The organism is Corallococcus sp. CA054B, from assembly GCF_003611625.1.
Lineage (GTDB): Bacteria > Myxococcota > Myxococcia > Myxococcales > Myxococcaceae > Corallococcus > Corallococcus coralloides.
Window position 1 is genome coordinate 1 of the sequence record NZ_RAVY01000162.1, and the last position, 22,007, is coordinate 22,007.

Below are 22,007 nucleotides of genomic sequence, written 5' to 3' on the forward strand. Positions count from 1 at the left end.
GCCTCACCCCTCCAGCCCAGTCCCTGAACAACTCGCCCCTCGCGGCGCTCGCCGAGCACGGCCGGGGCCTGTCTTCAAGCGTCCCGGCACGTCACTGGCCGGACGGTTACCGTCCAGCCGTCACAGCCGGTGACGGGGGCTCGCAACCCTTTTGCTGCACCCTTGCTGCAAGGTGCGGCAGGAGTGCACGGGGAAAACCTCCTGACGGTGCGTGACGTGGCTACACGGCTCGCCGTTTCGACTGCCACGGTCTACCGACTCTGTAAGCAGGGGCAACTCCGGTCCATTCGGGTTTCCGGTGCGGTCCGAGTTGACCCAACCAGCGTTGCCACGTTCGTTGCATTGGGTGGGAAGACCCCAACGACTTCGTAGGCCTCGCGGTCGCGACCACCCGCTGCAATGCACGGTGGACCGCATGCGCTGGCGGAAGACACCAACTGGCGAGCGCCCCAACGCAGCCGCAGCACGCTGAAAGCAAGGTGCCTCGGCCCCCTGGGTGTATTCAGAACCAGGTGCCAACTGCGCTCAGCCTCGCCGAAAGTATTTGAGCTAGATGCCCATGGGCCACCATGGCAATTTGCCTTGATGAGCGCCAAAGGACGGGCAGATCGGCTCTGCCCTACCGGACGCGGCGACGAGAGGAACCACTCCTCGCCGAGTTGCTCCACCGCCGTCAGCGCTGAAGCCGCGCCGGCACCTGCAAGAAGAGGTGCCCGGCGGCCCGGGGGCTCGTTGGGCCTCCGCCGGTCACGTTCGCGCGAATGGACTGCTGTCCGGCTCCTCCATGCGTATGCCGTGAATGGCAAAAAACAGAGATGCGCTACTATACGGCTATGCCAACTTTCGTTACCGATGAGAGGTCGCGACTAACTCTGCTCTTGCTCAGGAGACTGACCAGCCCCAGCCTTGCTCTCAAAGTCTTACAGCGAAAGGCAGCCAGGACTGGAACGAACATCGACGGTGAACTCATGGCACGAAAAGCAGAAGGAGTTGCATCTGCCGTTGAATCAGGGCTCGGCTATTGGAATACGCAGAATCAGAGCCTAAACTCCACCCTGCTTTCGCGCTACTATGCCATTGTCCAATTCACAATTGCCGAACAAGTGGCAACACTAACCAATAGCGACGACCTGAAGGCCATACAGAGCCACACTCGGAAAGGGCATGGATTGGCCAGCTTTCTGCTGGAGGGCGACGGCCCCTTCCCTGAAAACCAATCTGTCGCAATGGTGAGCGACGGGCATTTTGCTGAATACTTCCGCTCGCTTGGATTCCCGTCTCAAGAGATGGCAATGGTTCGTCCAAAAAAGGAACCAGTACCCAGAGTCGGAGATGTACTCTCAAAATCAGCAAGTTTTTCGGACTTATTTCGTCGCATCCCAGAGCTTCGCCAGATTATTCAAGATCATCTCGGAGTAAAGCCACTCGTCATGTCGGTCTCCTACGCAAACGAGCTGAGTTATCCTCAAGAAATTGCCGAGATAAGGAGACAACTCGACGTTGACACACAAATGCCCGGCGACGATGCCGCCAATACCTCCACGAATCTAATGCTGATTCCGGAGGATGGGGTTACATATTCGATCGAGGAGGTGCGGGCGCTGAAGTTGGGAATCGAGAACATAATTGAGACAAAAATCCAGAACGAACAGGTGTTCATGGGAAAACACAAGCATGCAACTAAGTTCTGGCATGAATCGCTAAAGCCGTACAAGTCTCAAATGAGCGGAATGTCCCTAATCGAGCCGCTCTGGGGGCATCTCCGCGATCCTTACTTCATTCATATTTTGATTCTCTACGGCCTCAGCATTGCCGTTCGATATCTACCGGACGTCTGGCACGAAATCGTCTCAGGCCGCCTTGATGCCCTGCGCTCTCTCATTGATTTCTATCTCAATGTGGTTGATGCGTTGGTCCCCGGGAATGCTCTTGAAAGAATTACTGGCGAGTCTTTTCTAATTGAGCAGTCTGGCAGTATTTTCGCCCCGATATAGGCCCGTGCTTCTCTTGCGAGCTTTGCCATGCTCGCCAGGGACCAGTCACAATTGACCTCTGAGGCCAGAGTGAAGAGCACTTCCTGTGTAACCGTCCGGCCAATGACGTGCCGGCTCGATTGAGGGCGGACGGGCGTCGTGCTCGGCGAGCACTTCGACGGATGGAGGGGGAGGTGGCAGGGATGAGCGGCTTCAGAAAGCGTCCGCCGCGCTCTGCCATCCCGACAACGTCTCGCCGCACGGCGCTGGCCGGAGTTCGTCGCCAACGGCGGTATCGGCCGCAGCGTCTCGGTAACTGCGGCCCTCCGCGCAGTGTCGAGACGAAGTCGCGGTTCGGCCTGACTGGAAATTTTCGCCCCGGGCGCCTTGTGTTTGACAGGCCAAGGTCGCTGGTTACGGTGGGTGCCCATGAGCGCTATTCTGAATTGTGAATCGCTGGAAGCCCTACACTGGTTTGCCGATAAAGCAGGCGTAAGCGTATTTACTGCTGGGTATGCGGCAAGACATTTCCCTGAGGATCTCGCGAAAGCAATTACTACATTTCTGGCTAGGAGAGTTGGGTTGGCGGTGGCTTCGACAGCAACTCTCAGCAAAGCAGCTGGAACACCCGTCAGCTTCAGCGACATTCTTATTTTCAGGGGCAGCGAATTCTACTGGAGTAGCGCAAAATCTGAACCAACGGACGATTTCTTGAAAGCCATCGAGATCGTTCGGATCTTTTCTGACGCAAATTACACGAAGAACAAAGGAAAGAAACGTGATGGAGAGGTGCTGAAAAATCTGTTTGAAGCACTGAAGGAAAAGCCCCGAGCCAAGAAAGAAACCCAGTCTCCCCCAGCAGCCAAAGCGAAGCAGGTTGACGATGATCCACATGCAGTCCTTGGGATTCCGGAAGACTGCACATGGACTCAACTGCGGGCAGCTCGGAATAGCCTACTCACACAGTACCATCCCGACAAGGTCGCTGAGTTGGGCCCGAGAATCCGTGAAATCGCCGACTTGGAGACGAAGAAAATCAATGCAGCGTTCGAGCGGCTTGCTGTCAAAATTCGCCCCAAGGGGCGGTCGGGAACCCGGGGCTAACTGTCTATCTCAAGACGAAGCTCTTCCATTTCGAAGACAAGGCAGGGTGAACATGCTCTTGCGTGATGCAAGGGTGTGACATGCGAGACGAGAGAGGATGCAGTCGTGCTGGCAAGCGGTAGGGCCGTGCACCGCCCCCAGCAGGAGCCGCTTGAGACGTTGTGGGAAGTGCCGGGTAGGCTTTAAGTGCGGATTGAGCCGGTTCTCCTCGAAGCGTTTCCACTCTGTGGAGCGATGGGCGCCAACGATGGTTCCCCCCTGAAGAAACGTACCGGAAGCAGCGATGCAAGCCCGAACCGATGCATGCCATGCGCAGCGGGAATCCATTTCCGCTGAAAGACACCTGCAACTGGGCTGTCCGCTCGGCCTTGCTACCATGGAACATATGCGGACGTGCTGGTCACTCCGCCGTTGCAGGATCGCGGATCCCAGCTCCTGGACTTGCGGGCTCGTCCGGCTCCAGCTCGTGGGCATCCTGCATGTCTGGGAAGAGGCCCGCTTCCGCGAACTCCGCCCGGCCCCGAATGACCGTGGCCTCGGAGAGAAGCTGACCCAATTCCTCGGCGGCCTCCTTGCGCCCGTAGGGCTGGGGCTGCCCCGCCAGGGCTGCCCGCAGGGCATCCCGCATTGCTCCCGCCGTGGCGTAGCGCTCGGCGGGCTCCCTCTTGAGGGCCTTGTGGAGAAGGGCCTGGAGCGGCTCCGGAAGGCACGCCGCCGCCCGCTGCACGTCCTCCGGGCCAAACCTCTCCATGCAGCCCTGCATGTGTTCCAGGGGCAGTGAGGGCCGCTCCTCCGGGCGCAGGGAGCCCACGGGCCCGGTGCGGGTTGCGTCCTCCAGGTCGAAGAGGTGCGCGCCCGTCAGCAACTCCGCCAAGGTGAGCCCCAGCGAGAAGAGGTCCGAGCGCGCATCCAGGGGGCGCTGCTGAAAGAGGTATTCCGGCGAGGCATAGGCCACATCCCCCTTGAGCAGCGTCTTCGGACTTTCCTCCCGGTTGGCCAGCAGCGAGTAGGCCGCTCCAAAGTGAGTGAGCTTCACCGCCCCCGTGCTCCCTTCCACCCTCACGTTGCGCGGGCTTACGTCGCGGTGCACCACGCCCAGCGGCCTGCCCTCTTCATCCTTCGCCGTGTGCGCGTGGTGCAGCGCTTCGGCCAGTTCGCCCGCGACGTAGAGGGCGAAGGATGTGGAGACAGGCCGCCCGCGTGCCGCCGCCGCGCTCACCACCGTGTCCAGGCTGGGTCCGTCCACGTACTCCATGAGGATGTGCGGCATCCGCTCATGCAGCACCATGTGGTGCACCTGGGCAATGGCGGGATGGCGCAGGCGGAAGGCCAGTTCTACCTCCTCGATCAGCCGGTGACGACGCGGGCTGCTGGCCGGGCCCAACAGCCGCTTGACGGCGACAAGGCCGCACGGTCCGTCGCGGGTGGAGCGCTGAGCCAGCCACATCACCTCGCCAATGCTACGGCGCTCCAGGGGTTTGATGAACGTGTACGTGGTGGCGTCCACGGAGAGGGGGGACGGCTTGCGCAGCGTGACGCCAGCGCGCTCCAGGCTGCTCCACTCCGAGCGCAGCGGAGACGTGTCCGCGACGGGAGTGGGTGTGTTCGAGGAGGGGGTGGGCGTGTCCTTCGTCATGGACGGGGCTCCGAAGTAGGAAAGGGACAAGGGAAAGGACAACGAGGCAGCAGCGCGGGCTACGGGGCTTCGTCGCCCGCGGCTTCGAGAAAGAACGCCCTGGCGGGCAGACGCGGAATGGAGGTGTCCTCGCGGTAGCCCTGGCCCTCGCTGGCGTAGAAGGCGCCCATGCGGTAGTCGCCAGCGCGCAAGGCGCCGTTCTGGACGCCCACGGGGCCCACGCACTCCAGCGGCTTCCCAGTCATCGCCGCCACGATGTAGCCGTCGGGCCGCAGCACCGCGAGGGCCTGGAATCGCCTGAGCCGCTCGCCCAGCGTCGTGCGCGAGACGGCCTCGCCCTTCGTCACCACTTCGGCCAGAAGGTAGTCGGCAGTGACGTTGGGGCCGAAGCCGCGCAGCGAGTTCCCCACCAACGACAAGAGGAGCCGCAACTGGCTGGCCTCCTGCACGGTGACTTCCTCGCCCCGGGGAAGGTCCTCCGGCGACAACCCTGCGCCAATGAGCAGCATCCCGAAATCGTCCGTCGCGGCCAGCACCGCACGGGTGCTGCTGAAGACTCCTTCCGTGCTCCGGGCGCAGCCGACGAGGCCGGGTAAGAGCAGCAGCGCGGATGCAAGACACCACGACGGAGAGACCGGAAGACGCGAACTGCGCATGTGCACCTCCTGTTGGACTATGCCCCTATAGGCATTTCCGACTATGCCCATCAAGTATCATGCGGGCATGCACGGGTGAAGCGTTCCCCAGGGGGGATTGCGTGCTGGGGCTTTCCGCTGGGCGGGCCGCCAGCAGGCGTGTGCGCCCCACTGGCAGAGTGGAATGGGACGCGTGCGCGTCGGTCCGTCAGCGCCGCAGCATGGCGGTGGCGACGCCCAGCAGGGCGGTGAGCTGCTCCGCTTCCAGCCTCCGCGAGATGTAGAGCAACCGCTGCAACGTCTCGTCGTCCGGACCGTGCCCGCCCTTCTTCCTGGCGCGGGCCTTCTGCGGGGAGAAGCCCAGGGCTTCCTCGGGAGACAGGTGCAGGGCCGCGCACAGCCGCACCAGAGAGGGCACGCTCGGCAGCATCTTTCCCCGCTCCAGGCGGCTGTAGACCAGGGGCGTCAATTGGATGCGTTCGGCAACCTGTGCCTGGGTGAGTCCCATTTTGTCCCGGGCAGCACGGGCCGCAGTGCCGATGACTTCCGCCAAATCTTGATTCATGCGCGTGGGGTGCGTGGCTCGCGGGAAGAGAGGCAGGCGCGGGCCGACGTGGCCCGGAGCGTAGCCGCTACGCGTCTTCCAGGCTGTCCAAGAGAGTAAGGAAGGACTGGAACCTGGCTTCCGGCAGGGCGCGTGCGCGGCAGAGCAGCGCACGCAGCAAGACGAGATCCTCCTTGCTGGCGGCGTCCATCGGCGCACGGGGTGCGGTGAGTTGGAGCAAGACGCCCGGGGTGACATTCAGGGTGATGCACAGGTCCCGCAGCACGGCGACACTGGGAATCAGCTTGCCGCGCTCCATGCGCGCATAGAGGGGCACGGAAAGATGGAGGGCTTCGGCGACCTTGTCCTGGCGGAGGCCCGCGCGGTGGCGCGCCTCGCGGATGACATGGCCCAACTCGGCGGCGAAGGCTTCGTACATGGGAAGAACGCTCCTCGGAGAATGGAAAGGCCGCAGTCACGGCATTTCCGCGTTATGCTCTTGAAGCATAATTGACTAGCTCTTATTACCCCACCCCTGTCAAGCGCAGTGCTTCCGCCGAAGGACAGGCGCTTCCTGCGCCCCTACCGCGCGAGGTTGGCCCCGCTTGCGCTAGCGTGGCCCACCGTGAAGGTCGCACGGAGGCCCAAAAGGCCGCCCTTCCCCATCCACCGCTCCGCTGGAGAAAGCCCGTGAGGCTGAGTCCCCCGTCACCGTCCATTGCCCCGGGCACCGTCGTTGGCGGCTACACCTTGGAGCGCAAGCTGGGCGCGGGAGGCTATGGCACCGTGTATCTCGCCAGGGAGCGGGAGGGCGGGCTGTTCGCGCTGAAGTTTCTCCCGGTGGAGGAAGCCGGCCGATGGGGAGAGCGCGAAGTCTCCATCCTCCTGCGCCTGCAACACCTGGCGCACCCCCACGTGGTGCGCCTGCTGTCCCATACCCTTTGGCCGGTGGCGGAGGAGCCCGAGTTCCTCGTCATCGTCATGGAGTACGTGCGCGGGGCCGCGCTGGACAAGTGGGCGCGCGAGGTGAACCCCACGGCCCGGGCCGTGGCCAGCGTGGTGCTGGACGTGGCGCGGGCCCTGGCGGCGGTGCACGGCGAAGGCGTGGTGCACCGGGACGTGAAGGGCAGCAACGTGCTGGTGCGCGCGGAAGACGGGCGCGCGGTGCTAGCGGACTTCGGCGTGGGCGGCTACCCAGGCGCGCCGGGCATCACCCGCCACCCCTTCCTGCCGGGAACGCCCGAGTACCGCGCGCCCGAGGCGTGGCGACACCGCAGGGACGACGCGAGCGGCAGGTACGTGGCGGGCCCGGCGGATGACTTATGGGCGCTGGGCGTGACGCTCTACTGGCTCTTGACGGACCGCTATCCCTTCGAAGCGCCGGACGACACGGCCCAGGTGGAGGCCATCCTCTCGCGCATGCCGCCCGCGCCACGGGAGGTGAATCCGCGCGTGCCGGAGGTGCTGAGTCGAGTGTGCATGCGGCTCTTGGAGAAGCGTCCGGAAGCGCGTTTCGCGGACGCGGGCGCGCTGGCGACGGAGCTGGCCGAAGCGCTGGCCGGGGCGGATGCGGCATGGGACGTGCCCCTCTGCGACTTCTACACCGTACACACCGCCACCACGAAGGGACGGGCCGCGAACCTCCTGGCGTGGGCGAAGGCGCCGCACCAGCCGCCGCGACGGGGCCCGCGTCCGAAACGCGCGGCAGCCGAAACACCGCCAAGGGCTGGAGTTGGAGTCGTGGACGGGGCCGAGGCCCGGCAGGAAGCGCCCGAGCCCGCCGAGTTCGGGGCTGCACCACCCGAAGGCATGATGCCGTCCGACGCGGCCCCCGGAGTGCTCGCGCCCGTGCCGTCCTCGAAGGTGACGACGCTAACGGCGGATGCGGCGGAGCTGCACCAGCGGGTGCCCTCCGCGCGGCGAGGACTCCGGGTGGCGGCAGGGCTGGTGCTGGTGGTGGCCGCAGTGTTCGTGGCGTGGGGCACTCCATGGCAGGTGCCCATGACAGCCGCCCGGCACAATCCCTCGGTGGCGGCGGCTCCCGTCCAGGAAGTGGCGCCCTCCAACCTGCCGCTGGAAGCTGACCAGGCCACGGCACCGCCCTTGTCAGCGGCTTCCACCGTCGTGGCCGCCGCGTCCGTCGTGGCGTCCCCGGAGGACAGCGCGCCCATGAAGAAGCCACAGCCCCCCACCGCATCCATGAGGAAGCAATTGCAGAAAGCCGGGTGCGTGGCCGGTGCCTCCCTCGCCCTGGCTTGCACGAGTGGCGCCCAGGTGCGCCCGCCGCCGGATCCGGAGGACTGCCCGCAGGCGGCACTCACCGCCATGGAGGAGCTGAAGATCGACATTGGCGACGAGCGTACTGGCAACTTCACCGGCTACACAGGCGAGCCCCGGGTCATCACCGTGCGCGGGGGAAGCGGCTCGATAAGGGTAGTAGGTGGCTACAACGAGCAGTTCCCGGGCAATACGGTGCTGTCCTGCCGAATCACGCTGGGAGAGCGCGTCTTCGGCCGCTGCAACTGGGCACGCACCAAGGCGGGCAAGACCTACCCCGTCTGCTTCGAGTTACACCACCGGGATGGAAAGCTCGGAGTGGAGCGCAAGGACGATGCCAACGCCGACTCCGCCCGCATCTTCAACGTCTTCGACGTGGAGCCGGTGCGCCGCTTCGAGTGAGGCGCCCCGGGTCGGCATCCTCCGACGAAGACGGCCCGGCGACGAAGGGGGGAGCGAAGTGATAGGAGCCGCTCCGCCCTCCCCTCTCCCTGCTCCGCCCTGGAGGTCTTTCCCGTGCCCGCACCTTGTTTCGCCGTGGTCCTGGCGCTGTGTCTCCTGGGCTTGCCTGCCAACGCGCAGACGCCGCCCGCATCCCACGGTGCGGGCCCCCGCCCCATCGAGTTGAAGGAGGAGCGGGGCGAAAAAGCGCCCGAGGTGTTCATCAGCCCGGGGAGGTCCACCACCCTGATGTTCGACGCGGAGTTGCTGCGCACGGCGGAAGGCAGGGACACGGTCACCCTTGAAAAGCGAGAGGCTTTCGCGCTCGTGGACGCGGGACTCATGACCCTGCGCCTCATTCCCTCCGAAGGGGTGAAGCCTGGGGACCGGCTGCGGTTGACGGTGCAGTTCGACGGGAGGGCGGCCCCTTCCGGAGCGGCCTTCACGCTCGTGGTGCACGCGGTCCAGGCGGAGCCGATGGTGGAGGTGTACCGGAACGCACGTCCGGTGGAGTCCTACCAACAGGAAGCAAAAGAAGCGCTGGCCAAGGCAGCCCAGTGCCACGACGAATTGAAGCGCACCCAGGCGGAGCGCTCCGAGCCTGGGGGCTTGAGGAGTCTTCTCGCGGCGAAGCAGATGGACAAGGGCGGCGTCACACCCAAGGACCTGTTCGAGGCTGTCACTAAGCCACCGGGAAACGCGCTTGTTACTCAAAAAGTCTGGGCCTACCGGGCCGCCGGGCGCGTCGCCGTGGGACTCGAATTGGACGGACTCGCGAATGCACCACCCTTCGTGGTGGCGGGTGCCGCACTGATAGGCAGGCGGGGCACGGAACTGAAGGTGCTGCCTGTGTGGTCATCCGGGCCCATCAAGGCGGATCCGTCCAATCCTGGGCGCGTGGTGGTGGAAGCAGAGGCCACGACAGAAGATGCCCGGGGCCCCTACACGCTCAAGCTCTGGGAGGACGGCACGGGCCGAACCGTCATCCTCGGCAACGTGATGTTTCCTTAGCACTGTAGGCAGCACCGGGCCGACTTCTGTGATTGAAGGGCGACTTCAAACCTCGTCAAAACGCCCGCCTGCTATGCCGGTCTGCTCTAGAGCTTCCTTGAGGTCACCGGCAACAATGATGGGGATGAAGTAGCCCCAAAGCCGAAATACGCGAGCGCCCCCGGTCTTCGACTTATCGATGCGCAGCCCGATGACAGATCGATATTGCCCAGCCTTGTCCGCTCGCACATCGTCTTTGGTGAAGTATTGCACCTCCTTGCATGCGGCATCGTCAATGCATCGAATCTCACGCGTGACGTTCAGCAAGAAATAGGGCGAAGTCTGACCTTCGACGTCAACCGGGAAGATCTGCACGTCATCCGGTGCCAATTCGCGAAAGATTGATGCAACCCGCTCGTTGACAATAGGGATTTGCCCTGGCCCTGCGGTTGTGAAGTCCAGGGGCTTGCCTGGGCGATAGACTGGAACGCGCAGCCTCTCGCGAAGCTCTACAGGGCGGCCAGCAGAAAACTGCCAGATGTCCTCGATCTCCTCTCCCGCGAGGTTCGTCGGCGCTGCGAGATACCATCGTCCCGGCACGTAAACATCGATATTCAGATCAAAGAAGCGCTGTTCCATGGTGTCACGTCCCTGGGGTCTTCATGATGATATCACGCAGCTTGGAACCCTTTGTGACAAGGTCACGCGCGATTTTCGCCAACTCCTCGACCAACGCAATCCGGCACTGCGCAGCGTTTCGGCACCCTCCTGTAGCAAGCGTAATCCGCCGAAGAACCTCTCGGTGATATTCAGCCGGGTGCGGTCCTTTATGGCCTTCGAGTCGTACCTTGTTCGCGGGGTCGTTGAGGCTCATTTTTGCCAGATCGAACACCTGCTCAAACTGCGGAGTCCACGGGCCGCCCGCTGCTTCGGAAATCTCATTTTTGTCCGTACAGATGTGATGAACATCGCCTTTGGAATCTCCCTGAATGGATCCTACGGTCCCTGGAGCAGCTCCCGCTCCGCCGCCTGGCCCCATGGCGACCGCCGCAACAGCAGTTGGCGCAAGGGTGATGTTGAGCACCCCAGCCGAGGAAATCGAAATCGCCTGCACGCCACCAATCAAGGCTTCAGAAAGCTCAAAACCTCCCTCTAGTCGTGCCCTCAACGCCGCTTGAGAGAAGCCCGGCATCTTCGGTCCCTGTGCGGCCATGGCGTTCTTCCCACCGATGGCCGACAGGGCGACGATCACCAACACCCGAGCACCGTTATCCCCGAGAATCCTACCAAAGCGGTGCCCTGCGCCTTCCAGCATCGAAAGATTCGTGGCGTCTCTTGATTCAGCCAGGAGGCGCAGAAATCCCTGTCCGAGATTCCATACCGGCCCAGTGCCGAGATACGCGATCAGCGACGCCGTCATCGCAATGGCAATGATTTTTGTAATGGGCTCAGGCGCAACGAGCATCACAAGGGCAGTTCCTATCATTGTCGTAACCACTGCCCGCAGAGCAGCGGGGTTCATCAGATCCTTTATCGCATCCTCGACCCCGTCCCAGACGGTATCGAGCGCGAAGTAGAGCGCCATCATGCGCCTCTCCATGGGCCCCATCGTGAACCCGCCTGCAAGCAAGCCGAGACAGCTATTCGGATCACTCTGCTGCTGACAAATACGCTCGTACGACGAAGGCACGGAGCTTCCCTGCGCGCCCTCGACGATCCCCCCAGAGGAAGCGAGCAACGAAAGTCTGTCACCCTGTTCTACTTCCTTGAACGCAACATCCAACTTCATATCGAGTACAAGCTGGGTGACCGCGCTCGTGAATGCCTCCTTATCTATCTCGACAGGATCGGATTCGACAGGCGTGTAAGTCGTCACCTTGCCTTGTCCGGAATTGAGATTCACCACGCGTGTCGTCGCACATCCAGCCGTAAGCAGCAGCAGTGCTGCGATGCCAAAAAATCTCATAGGGAGCCCTCGGAATCACCGATCCAGGAATTAGGAGCAAGGCGCCAGATATTAGTCCAATCTGACGGATTCAAAGGACGCCTAATTTTGCCTATCTATTCCATGCTTGGCCTGGGCACCCCAACGGGTTGATGCAACAGAACGGCGGCTGCTGGAGCCCATGGAGGGACTCCCCCTGGGCGGGCCCGAAGTCGCCACGCGCCTGGCGCTGCCAAGTCTCCAGGACGAAGACGGAGCGTGGCATGGGCAACGGTGGGGGCGCTGGTGAAGTTCACCACCCGGAAGTCACGGGCGCCATGCGGGATGTACAGCGCAGCGGAGCGGAAACGCAGCGTGGGCCATGGGCGAGCACTGGTCAGGCGCACCCACCAGGAGGGCGTGGGCGCCGTGCTGGGCGTACCGCGCAGTGGAGCGGAGACGCAGCGCCCGGCCATGAGGTGAGCGTTGGCGAAGCTCACCACCCGGCGGGGGCGCGGACGCCGTCGTAGGCCACGGCGGCGGTGCTGGTGAAGCTCACCCACCAGGAGGGCGTGGGCCGCCGTGCTGGACGTACAGCGCATCGGAGCGGAGTCGCAGCGCGCGGCCACGGTGGCGGTGCTGGTGAAGCGCCCCCGAAGGACGCGGGCGCCGTCGTAGGTCACGGTGGCAGTGCTGGTGAAACTTAACCACCTGGAGGGCGCGAGCGCCGCGCTGGCCATACGGCGCAGCGGAGCGGAGACGCAGCGCGCGGCCATGGGTGAGCGCTGGTGAAGCTCACCCACCTGGGGGAGCGCGGGCACTGTGCTGGAGGTACAGCGGAGACGGAGCACGCTGCCATGCAGCGTGAATTGGTGAAGTTCGCCCACCGGGAGGCGTGGGCGCCGTGCTGGGCATACGGCGGGGCGGGGCGAGGCGAGGCGGAGACGTAGCGCGGTCATGAGCGAGCGCTGGCCCTGTGGTGGCCACCATGACCTTTCAACGACCCTGCACGGGCTTATTGTGCGAGCATGGAGCCCGGTAGCAGCGTCCAAAGCGCGAGCGCAGCAAGGGAACGGCTCGGTGGTTCTCTTCCGAAGCATGGGGCACGAGCAATGCGCCGGGCAGTCCGTGCCAGTGGTAGTGCCGCCCGTAGCCCAGCCAGCCACGCCCGTAAGCCGGAGCGCGCAGGCGCGGGCCGGTGACCCATCCGGACCAGGGCAGGACAGCGCAGTGCGGCGGTAGCCCGGAATGGTGGTGGTACTCGCGAGAAGGTAACTGATCGCCGTGCCCCTTCCGAGAACCGGAGAGGCAGCGGTTTGGCGAGCCTGTGGATCCCATCAGACGGACGACGCGTCAGCGTTCTTCGCGTCCCGCTCCCACTGCGAGAGGAACATAGCTGCCCGGCTGGTTGATCCACCCCGGGGCAGGCGAACATTTACAAGTGCGCCAGCCGTGCACGATGGGGTGATAGCCTCGCGATCATATGCCATCGTACAAGCTCCGCGACCACGCGAATAACGTCACCCAGCCGCAGATGGCCATGCCGCGCGTTGCTCTGCATTTGCTTACGGACTTTCGACCATGGGCGGCTCCACCGGGCGCGCACATCGGATTTCTCCCGTTCGTCGCGTCGATGCTCTCGCAGTCGCCATCCAAGTGGGAGACACACCGCGATGTCGAGCACTACGAGAAGCAGTGGCGCCCGGTCATCTCTTGGCTGATCGGGTCCGCGTTCTCCCGCGAAGCGATCGACCTCCAGGGCTGGTCCGCAGCAATTCCGGTGAGTGTGCTCGCGTCTTCGCAGGCCGGCAGCGGGCCTTGGCCAGCGTATCTGGCTGCTGCGCTCAGTACCCCTGCTGTTGTGGTGGCGCGCAAGAGGACGGGACTCATGCCAGATTATCTGGCGGTGCCAACGGGCAGTGGCCGCTTCGCATTCTTCGAGTCGAAGGGTGGCAAACATCCGACTATCGACAGAAAGACGCCAGGCAGCACGCTCAAGAAGCAACTTGCAGCATGGACCCAGCAGGTGTGCAACGCGCGGTTAATCGTGAACGGCCAGACGCAAGCTGCGGAGCGGTGGATCGCCGCAACCCGGGTTCACCCTGGTAAGCGTTCGCGCGAGACCTACGTCAGGCTGTGGAAAGTCCTCTGCGCAAAGAACGAGCCCTCCGAAACGCACGTCGATGCGCCTCCGGACGATGGCTCCTCGGAGATCGAGACGAACGCAGCGCAGAGAGAACGGTCCGTTGCTGCTCTCGCAGCGATCTCAAGAGCGTTCACGCTGCATCAACTCGGGCTGAACGCTACCGCCAAGTCTGTTGCGGTCGCTGCGGCACGTCTGGGATCGCAAGCCCAAGGCAAACAGAATGCTGATGCCTACGACCGCGCCATGGCGGAACTCGAAAATCTCGCCTCCGTCTCCGCGACGGGCCAGACCGTGAGGCGCATCAGCACCTTCGAGTTTGGCCGCAACAACCTGCGAGTGCATTTGGGGCTCCTGTTGTCGGGGCTCGAAGATTTACAAGAGCTAATGCGAGCAGCGATCGATCCTCCTGACGAGATCGCTACCCGGTGGCGCGCTCGCCCGCGCACGGAGGTGCGCGACCTCGTTGTCGAGGGGGCCTCTGGAGCAGCCCGAGCCGACGGTTTCGTCGCATGGAACGAGCCGTCGTAGCGGCCCCGGCCTCCTACACCCCAGGTATCAGTGCCCCGTCCCCCATCGTCCCCCCGGGGGACGGGGCACAGCGAACTCTTACGCAAGAAGTGCAGCGTGCGGATCTGGATCGTGGGGGGCGAGCCATGCCAGGGGTAGGGCCAGAATCCGCAAGACGCGAATTCGACCCGCTCCAAGCCGCTTCGCGGACGGGCAGCCGCCGCCTGGGGGCAAGTGAGAGTGCCTGCATACTGGGCCGGTGAGCAGGAGTGACCGCGCGAAAGGAACGGGAGCAGCGGCGACCGGCCGCAAGCGGCGTGGGCGCGGCGGTATCCCATCCCGGTAGGCGCACAGGCGAGACTGGCGCGGCGAAATCGCCGCCTTTCGCGGCGCGAAATTCACGGAGGCATGGGCAGCAACGCGGCCACCGCACAGAACATGGCGAAATCGCCGCCGCAGCGTTGAGTCATGGGCGCGAATCGAGCGCATGTGCGTAGGACTTTCGCGCGCTGCTGGCGCGAAAGGCGATTCAGCCTGGGAGCTGCTGTCACAGGGACGGGTTGGGCCCACCCACCGCGCGGGAGGGTCGCTGCGCCGAGAGACGAGCAGCGCGGACACGCTCCAGCTTCCTGGCGCGGCGAAATGGCGCGGCGCGCAGCAGACATGCTGCGTCCGTGCAGCGGCAACCGTCAGGACGTGCGACTCCTCCAGCCTGAAAAATGCGGAATCCCTGTACGCGGCATCGAGGGGCTGACGCCGTGCTCACCTGCACCAGCTCGCGCCAGCGGGACTTCGGCTCGGAGCGTGGTGGCATGGGGGCGCGAGCGCGAAACGCGCGGCAAATGGTCCGCCGCGAAATGGACGGAGCGCCGCCATAAGGAGGCAGCCCCGTCAGCACCGCGAAAGTAGCGCGGCCCTTACGGGGTGGGAGGGCAGCCGCCAAAAGCAGGGAGATGCGCGCGGCCCCGGGCCTACCAGCGGCGGTCATTCATGGGCCGCAAGCGCGCAGCAAAAGCGGCGAGGGCTCCCACGGCGATAGGCCGCGCGCTTCACATGGCGCACAGAGCCTGGGCACGCGGCGAAATGCGCTCCATCGCCCATCCATCGGGTTCTCGCTGCGTTCCAGGCGCAATTGCGCCTCGGGTGCCCAACCCATTCGGCCGCTTCACCCTACGCCCGCCACGGGCAACGGCGCGCCCCAGCGATCCATTTCGCGGGCGTGCCCGTTTCGCGGGCGTGCCAGAACCCGCGCCAAACCGCGCACGCGGCCCGGCGCGAAACTCCCCTGGCACATGGGCCCCATGCTGCCCACAGGGCGTCGGAATCCAACGGCGAAAGCGCGAAAGATGACCCGGCGTGTACGGTGACGGGTGCCGCAGCGAAAGCGCGTCGTATTCCGACTCACCAGCGGCCCGGTAGCACCCAAGCGGCGAATCGCGCCCCTCGCGGTTCTGTCGCTCTCATGCGCCCTGAGCGCCGCTCCTCTGGCGCCCGAGGAAGGCACAGCCTTTTCGCGCCATCCGCGCGAAACGCCGCGCAGCAAGGGGGCACCCCATGAATTTCGCGCGGGCGAAATTGCGGCCCGGCGATAGGACAGACACCCATCAGACACGGCGGAACACTGGCCGCGCGTTTCGCGCACCGCGCGCGAAACCCAGAGGAGAAACGCCCTCTGTGGGAGGCGAAATTACATGTATCAACCGCACGAAGAATGAGATTTGACAAGTGTTTGTCTTTCGGCCCACCCTTGCCCAAGTCCACGGCTGCACACAGCACAGGGCGCGCCCTTTCAACGGGCCAACTCGAAGGAACAACAGAGGCACTACCCATGAGGAAGACACAGCAGGAAGTACCCATGACGACGCAAACCAACGCTGAAGCTCTTTTGCAGGGGCAGGCGTGGCGCGGGCAGCCTGTGGCGCGGAGCGCGGAGACACGAATGTCCCAGCACAGCAAGAACACCACGGCGCAGCCCCAACTCCAGAGCGCGGGGCACGCTCAGTCGAGCACGGCTGGCGGCTGCGCCTCAGCTCCCCGCGCGCACGTGGCCACTGTGGAGGGACGGCTGGCCGCGCGCACCACGCAAGGCACACCCGAGGACAGCGCCACCACCTGCCACCGTCGCGCTGGGCCTACTCAACCCTGCCCATTCCTTCGCAGACCCGCCCAAGCCTCACGCACGGGTAGCAGTAGCGCGGAGCCCAGGTATCATTTTCCATGCGTCAGCGGCTTACGGGCAGTGCTCCGTGACGGCCGCCCCATGGGGACGCGCGGCACGTCCCTCGCGTCACGCGGGCGGGACCGATTGCACCCCTCCACCGCGCCCGCTCCAGGTTCCCCCAGGTCCCAAGTTTCATGCGTCCTCTTTCCCTCAACTCCACTGCGACACGGGCCCGGCCTTCCGGGCGCGCAGTCCACCCTTTTCCCCCGTTGCGAGAAGCAGCCATGAAGATGCCCTCTCCCCACGAAGCGAAGCCCTCCACGAATGAAACCCTCTGGGACGCCAACGACGTTGCCGACTTCCTGAAAGTGAGCCGCTCCTGGGTGTACCAACACGCCGCGTCCGGGCTGCTGCCACTCTTGAAGATTGGCGGCCTGCTTCGTTTCAGTCCGAGCGCAATTCGCACATGGGCGTTTGAACAGCCCGTGCTCGCGACCGTCCGAGTGGGCGGCGGAACGCAGGGCGGTTAGTCCAGCGCGACAGCGCTTCGCAGTCCACGGCAGTTCCACCACGCATGAGGAGCAAATGGCGAGCGTCTACGAGAAGGCGGGCAAGTGGTACATGCGGTTCAAGGACGCTTCGGGCCGGTGGCGCGACAAGGTGACGAACGCGCGCACGAAGACCGAAGCCCGGCGGATCGCGGATGACCTGGGCCGGAAGTCGGAGCGCCAGCGGCTCGGCCTGGAAGAACGCCCGCCGGAGGATGGCGGGGGTTCGCTGGGAGAACTGCTGCGCTGGTGGCTCGACACCTATTCCGCCGTGTCCCCCTCGCATGGGACGAACACGAGCGCGGTAGCGCGCCACCTGCTGACTTCCAGCCTCGCCCCTCTGCCTCTGACGGCTGTGACCGCTGGCCGCATCGAGGCGTTCCTCCAGGAGAAAGGCCGGGAGCTTTCTCCGCAGTCGCTGAACCACCTACGGGGGTTCGTGAGCCGCGCGTTCAACGAAGCGCGGAAGGTGGGCCGTTACGGCGGCACCAATCCCGCCGCCGGAGTGAAGAAGCGCAAGGTGTCGCGGCGCGTGGGCGATTACCTGCGCCTGGAGGAAGTGCCCCGTTTCTTCCTGGCCCTGGCGGACCGCTGGCGTCCCCTCTTCGCTACCGCCCTCTACACGGGACTGCGCAAGGGTGAACTGCTCGCCCTGCGCAAAGAGGACGTGGATCTGCGGGCTCGCCTGCTGACGGTCTGCCGCTCCTGGGAGCGCGACACGACGAAGGGCGGACACGCGGACGTAATCCCCATCGCTGCTGAGCTGGTGCCCTTCCTCGAAACCGCCATGCGCCTTTCCCCGTCCGCGCTGGTGTTCCCGGGCGAAGACGGAACCATGATGCGACGGGACGTGGCGCTGGAGAGCGTGCTTCGCCGCGCCCTGGGCCGAGCGGGGATCGTGACGGGCTACAGCCACGTTTGCCGCCGGAAGGGCTGCGGACACTCCGAAGCGGCACCGGACGCGGAAGCCCGGGAGTGCCCTGACTGCGGAATGAGCCTGTGGCCCAAGGCCCAGGTGCGGCCGGTCCGCTTTCACGACCTGCGACACACGACCGCCGCCCTGCTGCTGCGCGCGGGCGTGCAACTGCCGAGCGTCCAGAAGATCCTGCGCCATCGGGATCCGCGCATCACGGTAGAGGTCTACGGCCACCTGACGCCGGACTACCTCCGCAAGGAGGTGGACAGCCTCTCCCTGGGGCTCATTCCCACGCCTGCGGGACCGACGGAGCAGCAGGGGAGCGACAGAGGGGAACGGGGCCCCGTCTTCCCTCCGGGCACGGCAGCCATTCCGTTTGCTGCATCCTTGCTGCAAGGCCCGGCCGGAAACGACGAAGGGCCCGGGATTATTGGGAAGAATCCCCAACAATCCCGGGCCCTTACATCTGCGCGCGATGCAGGATTCGAACCTGCGGCCTTTGGCTCCGGAGGCCAACGCCGGGCTCGCAACGACTTTGGGGCCCGGGCTCAATAAAACGCGCGCCGTGCGTGTGGGGACGACCCGGATTTCGGGGTCATTTCGTATCTCATTTCCAGAAGGGGCCCGGCCGGGCGCCTCCTAGGACACGGAGCCTTCCTCGTGCTGCCAGGAACAGAGCGGTCAGTCTTGGAGGCCTTCCGCCGGGGTGACACCGCCGTGCTCACCCAGGTCTACCGAACCTATTCGCCTGAGGTGCTGCGCTACCTGTCCCGGCGCTTCTCCGTCCATTCAGAGACCGGCACCCGCTCCGTCGCGCTCACGCCCCTGGACCTGGACGCCGCCCATCAGGAGACCTTCGTGCGGGCCTTCCGCCCCCACATGCGCCAGGCCTACGACGGCGTGCGCCCCTACCTGGGCTTCCTGCTCACCGTCGCCCGCTCCACCGCCATTGACCTGATGCGCGCCTCCGGCCGCGTGGCCCGGGAGGCCATCCCCCTGGATGACGCGCCGGAGCTCACCCATGCCCCCACCGAGGGCAAGAGCCCGGAGGAGGAAGCCCTGGGCGCGGAGGTCCGCTCCATCGTGCGCCGCTTCCTGGAGGCCCTGCCCGACGAAGGGCGTGCCCTGGCCCAGCTGCGCTTCATGGACGGCCTGTCCCAGGAGTCCGCCGCCGACCAGCTCCAGCTCACCCGCGGCGAGGTGCGGGTGCGCGAACGCCGCCTGCGGTTGCAGTTCACCGAACACCTGAAGGACTCGGGCTGGCTGGACAGCGATGTCGTGCCGGGACGCCTGCAGCTGGGCGCCCTGCTCGCCACCCTGGCCCTGCTGTGCGCCATCCCATTCGGGAGCCTCCCATGAAGTGGTACGAGCGACATGTGGACGCGGGACTGACGCGCTGGTCCCTGGGGGAGCTGTCCGCCCCCGAATCCTCGCGGCTCTTGCGCCACGCCCACGCCTGCGCCCGCTGCGGCGCCCGCTACGACAAGTGGGCCCGCGCCCACCGCGTCCTCGAGTCCGGCCAGACGGACACCCCCACCTCCACGGAGCTGGAGACCCTCACCGCCGCGGGGCTCGAAGCCGCCCTCAACGCCGCCTCGCCCCCGGACGCCGCCCCCGCCCGGTGGCCCACCCTGGCGGTGCTCGGCGCCACGCTCGCGGCCCTGTTCCTCGCGGTGGTGGTGACGCCCGCGTCCGTCGGCCCCTCCGCCCCCACCGAACCCACCGAGCCCGAGTTCAGCGTCCGGGGGGCCGTGCATGACCCGGCGGTCCTGCCCGCCGCCCCGGTGGCCCAGGCCGTCCTGCGCGTCTTCTGCGCGAAGCCCGGCCAGTCACTGCACGAGCTGCGCGCCGGGGCCGCGTGCCCCCCGGGCGGCACGCTGGCCTTCGCGGCGGGTGCCCGTCCGCCCTACACCCACGTCGCGGTGCGCGTGCGCGCCGGCGGCCACGAAGAGGTCAACGGCCCCTTCCCGCTCAGCGGCAAGGCCGGCGAGGAGCGCCCGCTGGAGCTGACGGTCGCGCTGCCCGCGGGGTCCGATATGGCGGAGGTCACCGCCACGTTCTCAGAGCACCCGGACGCCACCCTGGCGGCCCTCCGTCAGGGCACGACGGAGGGGGTGGTGGTGCTCAGGCAGGAGGTCCGGGTAAAGGATTCTCCATGAAGAAGCTGGAAGTCCTCCTGGGGGCGGCGCTGCTGATGGCGGCGCCGGAGGCATTCGCGGACACCGTGCGGCGCGCGCTCGTCATCGCCCACAACGGCAGTGATGACCCGGCGCTCGCGCCGCTGCGCTACGCGGACGACGACGGCGTGCTGTGGGCGGAGACGCTCAAGCGGCTGGGCGTGGAGACCACGCTGCTCGTGGATCCGGACGAGCCCACGCGCAAGGGCGGCAGCCTGGTGCTGAAGTCCGCGCAGGCGCCCACGCGCGCCGCGGTGGAGCAGGCCGTGAAGCGGCTGCAGGCGGCGACGCTCGCGGACCACGCGGCGGGACGCCAGACGGACGTGCTCATCGTCTACGTGGGCCACGGCAACACGGACGACGCGGGCCGCGCCTACTTCACGCTCGCCGACGCGCGCCTGGACCGCGGCAGCCTCTACTCGGAGCTCGTGGATCCGCTGGGCGCGGACTACGTGCACGTCATCGCGGATGCGTGCCGGGCCTCCGGCGTGGTGGGCAGCCGCGGCGGGACGCCGGACGCGGCGGTGCTGGCGGAGTTGCGCGGCGTGCTCGCGCGCGAGCAGCTGGCGTCGCGCCCCCACGTGGGCGCCCTCTTCGCGGAGAGCGAGGACGGCGAGACGCACGAGTGGTCCCGCATCCGCGCGGGCGTCTTCAGCCACGTGGCCCGCTCCGGCCTGCTGGGCGGCGCGGACATCAACGGCGATGGCCAGGTGGAGTACAGCGAGCTGGCCGCGTTCGTGGCCGCCTCGCTGCACGGCGTGAAGGGCATGCCCGCGCGCCTGTCCGTCAACGCCTTCGCGCCCACGGCGGAGCCCCGCCGCCCGCTGGTGGGCCCCGCGCCCGAAGGCCCCCGGGTCACCTTCCCCGCCGGCTTCGAGTACGCGCGCCTCTCCGTGGAGGACGCGGCCGGCCAGCGCCTGGTGGACGTGCGGCGCTCGCCGCAGCAGTGGACGCAGATCCTGCTGCCGCTGCGCGACGTGTACTGGGTGCGCGCGCCGGACGCGGAGGCGCGCGTCACGCTGGCGCAGCTGTCGTCCGGCACGCCGGAGTTGCGCCCGCGCGAGCTTCAGGAGCGAGGTCCCGCGGAGGAGGCGCTCCGCCGGGGCCTGTTCGCCGTTCCGCTGGACCGGTCGTTCTACGACGAGTACGTCGCCGCCGTGGGGCTGGTGCCGGTGGACTTCAGCCACTCCTTCCAGCCGTCCGTCAGCAGCGGAGCGCGCTCGCCGCTGGCCGTGGCGGGGCCGTCCCAGCTGGAGCTGGGCCTGGGCGCGGGGCGCTCGCCGCTGGGGCTGGCGAAGTTCGCCGCCGGGCCCAGCCTGTCGTGGCGCACGCCGTCCTCCATGGACCTGCTCTACTACGGAGTGCGCGGGGCGTACGGCGTGACGCCGCTCGCGGCCCGGGACGGCATCCGGCTGCACCGCTTCACGGTGGAGGGGCTGGTGGGGCTGGACCGTCCCGCGAACACGCCGCTGTTCGCGGAGGTGGGGCTGGGCTGGGGGATGCTGGGCCTCACGGCGCCGGGCTTCCGCCAGGCGGACCCCGCGCTGCTCACCGGCCACGTGGCCGCGGGGGTGACGGGGCGGTTCGCGGGCATGCCGCTGCGGCTTTCGGCCCAGGTGGGGCTGGATCGCGTCACCGCCAACGGCCAGACCGTCATGGACGGGCAGTACGGCCTGGAGATTTCCCTGAGGCGCTAGCGGACGCGGGCCGTCGGGCCCGGCCGTGTCCGTGCGTGGGTGCGCCGCCGTCCGCGCCCACCGCGCCAACCTCGAGCCCTGACGGTCCTCCCGTGTCCCGTTCATTCCTCGCGTACACCGCGCTGTCGAGCGCCGCCGTGGCCACCGTCCTGCTGACCGGCTGCGACCCCATCTGCACGAATGGGGTCTCCAAGCCCGGGCAGGGCCAGGTGACCCGGAACGCCGCCGGCACCTGCGTGCAGCTCGTGGTGACCCGCCCCGACGCCGGGGAGGACGGCGGTTCGGATGGCGGTGACGGGGGCGAGCTGCCCGACGCGGGCGACGGCGGGGG

The 22,007-nt window shown here is 66.3% G+C and carries 16 protein-coding genes, 1 tRNA gene and 2 pseudogenes; 12 read left to right on the forward strand and 7 right to left on the reverse strand.

Features of this window, described 5'->3' with window-relative positions; translation table 11 throughout:
* The first annotated feature begins 207 nt into the window (after window positions 1-207).
* The 3 genes from D7V80_RS43990 to D7V80_RS41520 all read left to right on the forward strand — a co-directional run bounded on the left by D7V80_RS43990 (window position 208) and on the right by D7V80_RS41520 (window position 3,077).
* Window positions 208-372 (forward strand): helix-turn-helix domain-containing protein, encoded by a 165-nt coding sequence (locus D7V80_RS43990; RefSeq protein ID WP_370452561.1) that lies wholly within the window; start codon window positions 208-210, stop codon window positions 370-372.
* A 443-nt stretch (window positions 373-815) separates the two neighbouring features.
* A complete protein-coding gene (locus D7V80_RS41515; RefSeq protein ID WP_147447259.1) occupies window positions 816-1,994 on the forward strand; it encodes a YaaC family protein in 1,179 nt (392 codons plus the stop codon).
* A 408-nt stretch (window positions 1,995-2,402) separates the two neighbouring features.
* On the forward strand, window positions 2,403-3,077 hold the full coding sequence (locus D7V80_RS41520; RefSeq protein ID WP_147447260.1) for a DnaJ family molecular chaperone: 675 nt from the start codon (window positions 2,403-2,405) through the stop codon (window positions 3,075-3,077).
* Window positions 3,078-3,477: 400 nt separating this feature from the next.
* On the opposite strand, the gene D7V80_RS30345 is transcribed toward D7V80_RS41520, so the two are convergent.
* From D7V80_RS30345 to D7V80_RS30360, 4 genes are all read right to left on the reverse strand, one after another.
* Window positions 3,478-4,713 carry a serine/threonine-protein kinase gene (locus D7V80_RS30345; protein ID WP_120591468.1) on the reverse strand — a complete coding sequence of 412 codons (1,236 nt, stop codon included), beginning with the start codon at window positions 4,711-4,713 and terminating at the stop codon, window positions 3,478-3,480.
* Window positions 4,714-4,772: 59 nt separating this feature from the next.
* Entirely contained in the window at window positions 4,773-5,369 is a 597-nt protein-coding gene (locus D7V80_RS30350) for a hypothetical protein (RefSeq protein ID WP_147447261.1), read from the reverse strand.
* A gap of 187 nt (window positions 5,370-5,556) precedes the next feature.
* Window positions 5,557-5,913 carry a helix-turn-helix domain-containing protein gene (locus D7V80_RS30355; RefSeq protein WP_120591470.1) on the reverse strand — a complete coding sequence of 119 codons (357 nt, stop codon included), beginning with the start codon at window positions 5,911-5,913 and terminating at the stop codon, window positions 5,557-5,559.
* A gap of 67 nt (window positions 5,914-5,980) precedes the next feature.
* Window positions 5,981-6,331 carry a helix-turn-helix domain-containing protein gene (locus D7V80_RS30360; protein ID WP_120591471.1) on the reverse strand — a complete coding sequence of 117 codons (351 nt, stop codon included), beginning with the start codon at window positions 6,329-6,331 and terminating at the stop codon, window positions 5,981-5,983.
* A 251-nt stretch (window positions 6,332-6,582) separates the two neighbouring features.
* Between D7V80_RS30360 and D7V80_RS30365 the strand changes: the two genes are divergently transcribed.
* Both D7V80_RS30365 and D7V80_RS30370 read left to right on the forward strand, forming a co-directional pair.
* Window positions 6,583-8,571, forward strand: coding sequence for a serine/threonine-protein kinase (locus D7V80_RS30365; RefSeq protein WP_158616727.1), 1,989 nt, complete (start codon window positions 6,583-6,585; stop codon window positions 8,569-8,571).
* Window positions 8,572-8,685: 114 nt separating this feature from the next.
* Window positions 8,686-9,621: a DUF2381 family protein gene (locus D7V80_RS30370; protein WP_158616728.1), complete on the forward strand. Its 936-nt coding sequence runs from the start codon at window positions 8,686-8,688 to the stop codon at window positions 9,619-9,621.
* Window positions 9,622-9,666: 45 nt separating this feature from the next.
* On the opposite strand, the gene D7V80_RS30375 is transcribed toward D7V80_RS30370, so the two are convergent.
* Complete coding sequence (locus D7V80_RS30375; RefSeq protein ID WP_120591474.1) at window positions 9,667-10,239, reverse strand: imm11 family protein; 573 nt, start codon at window positions 10,237-10,239, stop codon at window positions 9,667-9,669.
* A 4-nt stretch (window positions 10,240-10,243) separates the two neighbouring features.
* Complete coding sequence (locus D7V80_RS30380; protein ID WP_120591475.1) at window positions 10,244-11,566, reverse strand: AHH domain-containing protein; 1,323 nt, start codon at window positions 11,564-11,566, stop codon at window positions 10,244-10,246.
* 1,441 nt (window positions 11,567-13,007) lie between these two features.
* On the opposite strand from D7V80_RS30380, the gene D7V80_RS41525 reads away from it, so the two are divergent.
* The 3 genes and pseudogenes from D7V80_RS41525 to D7V80_RS43995 form a co-directional block, all read left to right on the forward strand.
* On the forward strand, window positions 13,008-14,198 hold the full coding sequence (locus D7V80_RS41525) for a hypothetical protein (protein WP_147447262.1): 1,191 nt from the start codon (window positions 13,008-13,010) through the stop codon (window positions 14,196-14,198).
* 2,424 nt (window positions 14,199-16,622) lie between these two features.
* Entirely contained in the window at window positions 16,623-16,868 is a 246-nt protein-coding gene (locus tag D7V80_RS30390) for a helix-turn-helix domain-containing protein (protein WP_120591477.1), read from the forward strand.
* Between the two features lie 91 nt (window positions 16,869-16,959).
* Window positions 16,960-18,030 (forward strand): annotated as a pseudogene (locus tag D7V80_RS43995) (tyrosine-type recombinase/integrase); the annotation flags it as partial.
* Window positions 18,031-18,269: 239 nt separating this feature from the next.
* On the opposite strand, the gene D7V80_RS41930 reads toward D7V80_RS43995, so the two are convergent.
* Window positions 18,270-18,366 (reverse strand) — tRNA-Arg (locus D7V80_RS41930).
* Window positions 18,367-18,489: 123 nt separating this feature from the next.
* On the opposite strand from D7V80_RS41930, the gene D7V80_RS30400 reads away from it, so the two are divergent.
* From D7V80_RS30400 to D7V80_RS30415, 4 genes and pseudogenes are all read left to right on the forward strand, one after another.
* The gene (locus D7V80_RS30400; RefSeq protein WP_233585836.1) at window positions 18,490-19,161 is read left to right on the forward strand and encodes an RNA polymerase sigma factor; all 672 of its coding nucleotides are present in this window, start codon (window positions 18,490-18,492) and stop codon (window positions 19,159-19,161) included.
* Window positions 19,158-19,961 (forward strand): hypothetical protein, encoded by an 804-nt coding sequence (locus D7V80_RS30405; protein ID WP_120591479.1) that lies wholly within the window; start codon window positions 19,158-19,160, stop codon window positions 19,959-19,961. The genes D7V80_RS30400 and D7V80_RS30405 overlap by 4 nt, the downstream gene beginning before the upstream one ends.
* A complete protein-coding gene (locus tag D7V80_RS30410; RefSeq protein ID WP_120591480.1) occupies window positions 19,958-21,676 on the forward strand; it encodes a caspase family protein in 1,719 nt (572 codons plus the stop codon). Before D7V80_RS30405 ends, D7V80_RS30410 begins: the two co-directional genes overlap by 4 nt.
* 92 nt (window positions 21,677-21,768) lie before the next feature.
* Window positions 21,769-22,007: pseudogene (locus tag D7V80_RS30415) on the forward strand (hypothetical protein); the annotation flags it as partial.

Bases quoted from the DNA above. Each gene is read 5' to 3' on its own strand.
- D7V80_RS41525 (WP_147447262.1), top strand. From the start codon at position 13,008: ATGCCATCGTACAAGCTCCGCGACCACGCGAATAACGTCACCCAGCCG.
- D7V80_RS30390 (WP_120591477.1), top strand. From the start codon at position 16,623: ATGAAGATGCCCTCTCCCCACGAAGCGAAGCCCTCCACGAATGAAACC.
- D7V80_RS30380 (WP_120591475.1), bottom strand. From the start codon at position 11,566: ATGAGATTTTTTGGCATCGCAGCACTGCTGCTGCTTACGGCTGGATGT.
- D7V80_RS30355 (WP_120591470.1), bottom strand. From the start codon at position 5,913: ATGAATCAAGATTTGGCGGAAGTCATCGGCACTGCGGCCCGTGCTGCC.
- D7V80_RS41515 (WP_147447259.1), top strand. From the start codon at position 816: ATGCGCTACTATACGGCTATGCCAACTTTCGTTACCGATGAGAGGTCG.
- D7V80_RS30410 (WP_120591480.1), top strand. From the start codon at position 19,958: ATGAAGAAGCTGGAAGTCCTCCTGGGGGCGGCGCTGCTGATGGCGGCG.
- D7V80_RS30375 (WP_120591474.1), bottom strand. From the start codon at position 10,239: ATGGAACAGCGCTTCTTTGATCTGAATATCGATGTTTACGTGCCGGGA.
- D7V80_RS30350 (WP_147447261.1), bottom strand. From the start codon at position 5,369: ATGCGCAGTTCGCGTCTTCCGGTCTCTCCGTCGTGGTGTCTTGCATCC.
- D7V80_RS30405 (WP_120591479.1), top strand. From the start codon at position 19,158: ATGAAGTGGTACGAGCGACATGTGGACGCGGGACTGACGCGCTGGTCC.
- D7V80_RS30360 (WP_120591471.1), bottom strand. From the start codon at position 6,331: ATGTACGAAGCCTTCGCCGCCGAGTTGGGCCATGTCATCCGCGAGGCG.
- D7V80_RS41520 (WP_147447260.1), top strand. From the start codon at position 2,403: ATGAGCGCTATTCTGAATTGTGAATCGCTGGAAGCCCTACACTGGTTT.
- D7V80_RS30345 (WP_120591468.1), bottom strand. From the start codon at position 4,713: ATGACGAAGGACACGCCCACCCCCTCCTCGAACACACCCACTCCCGTC.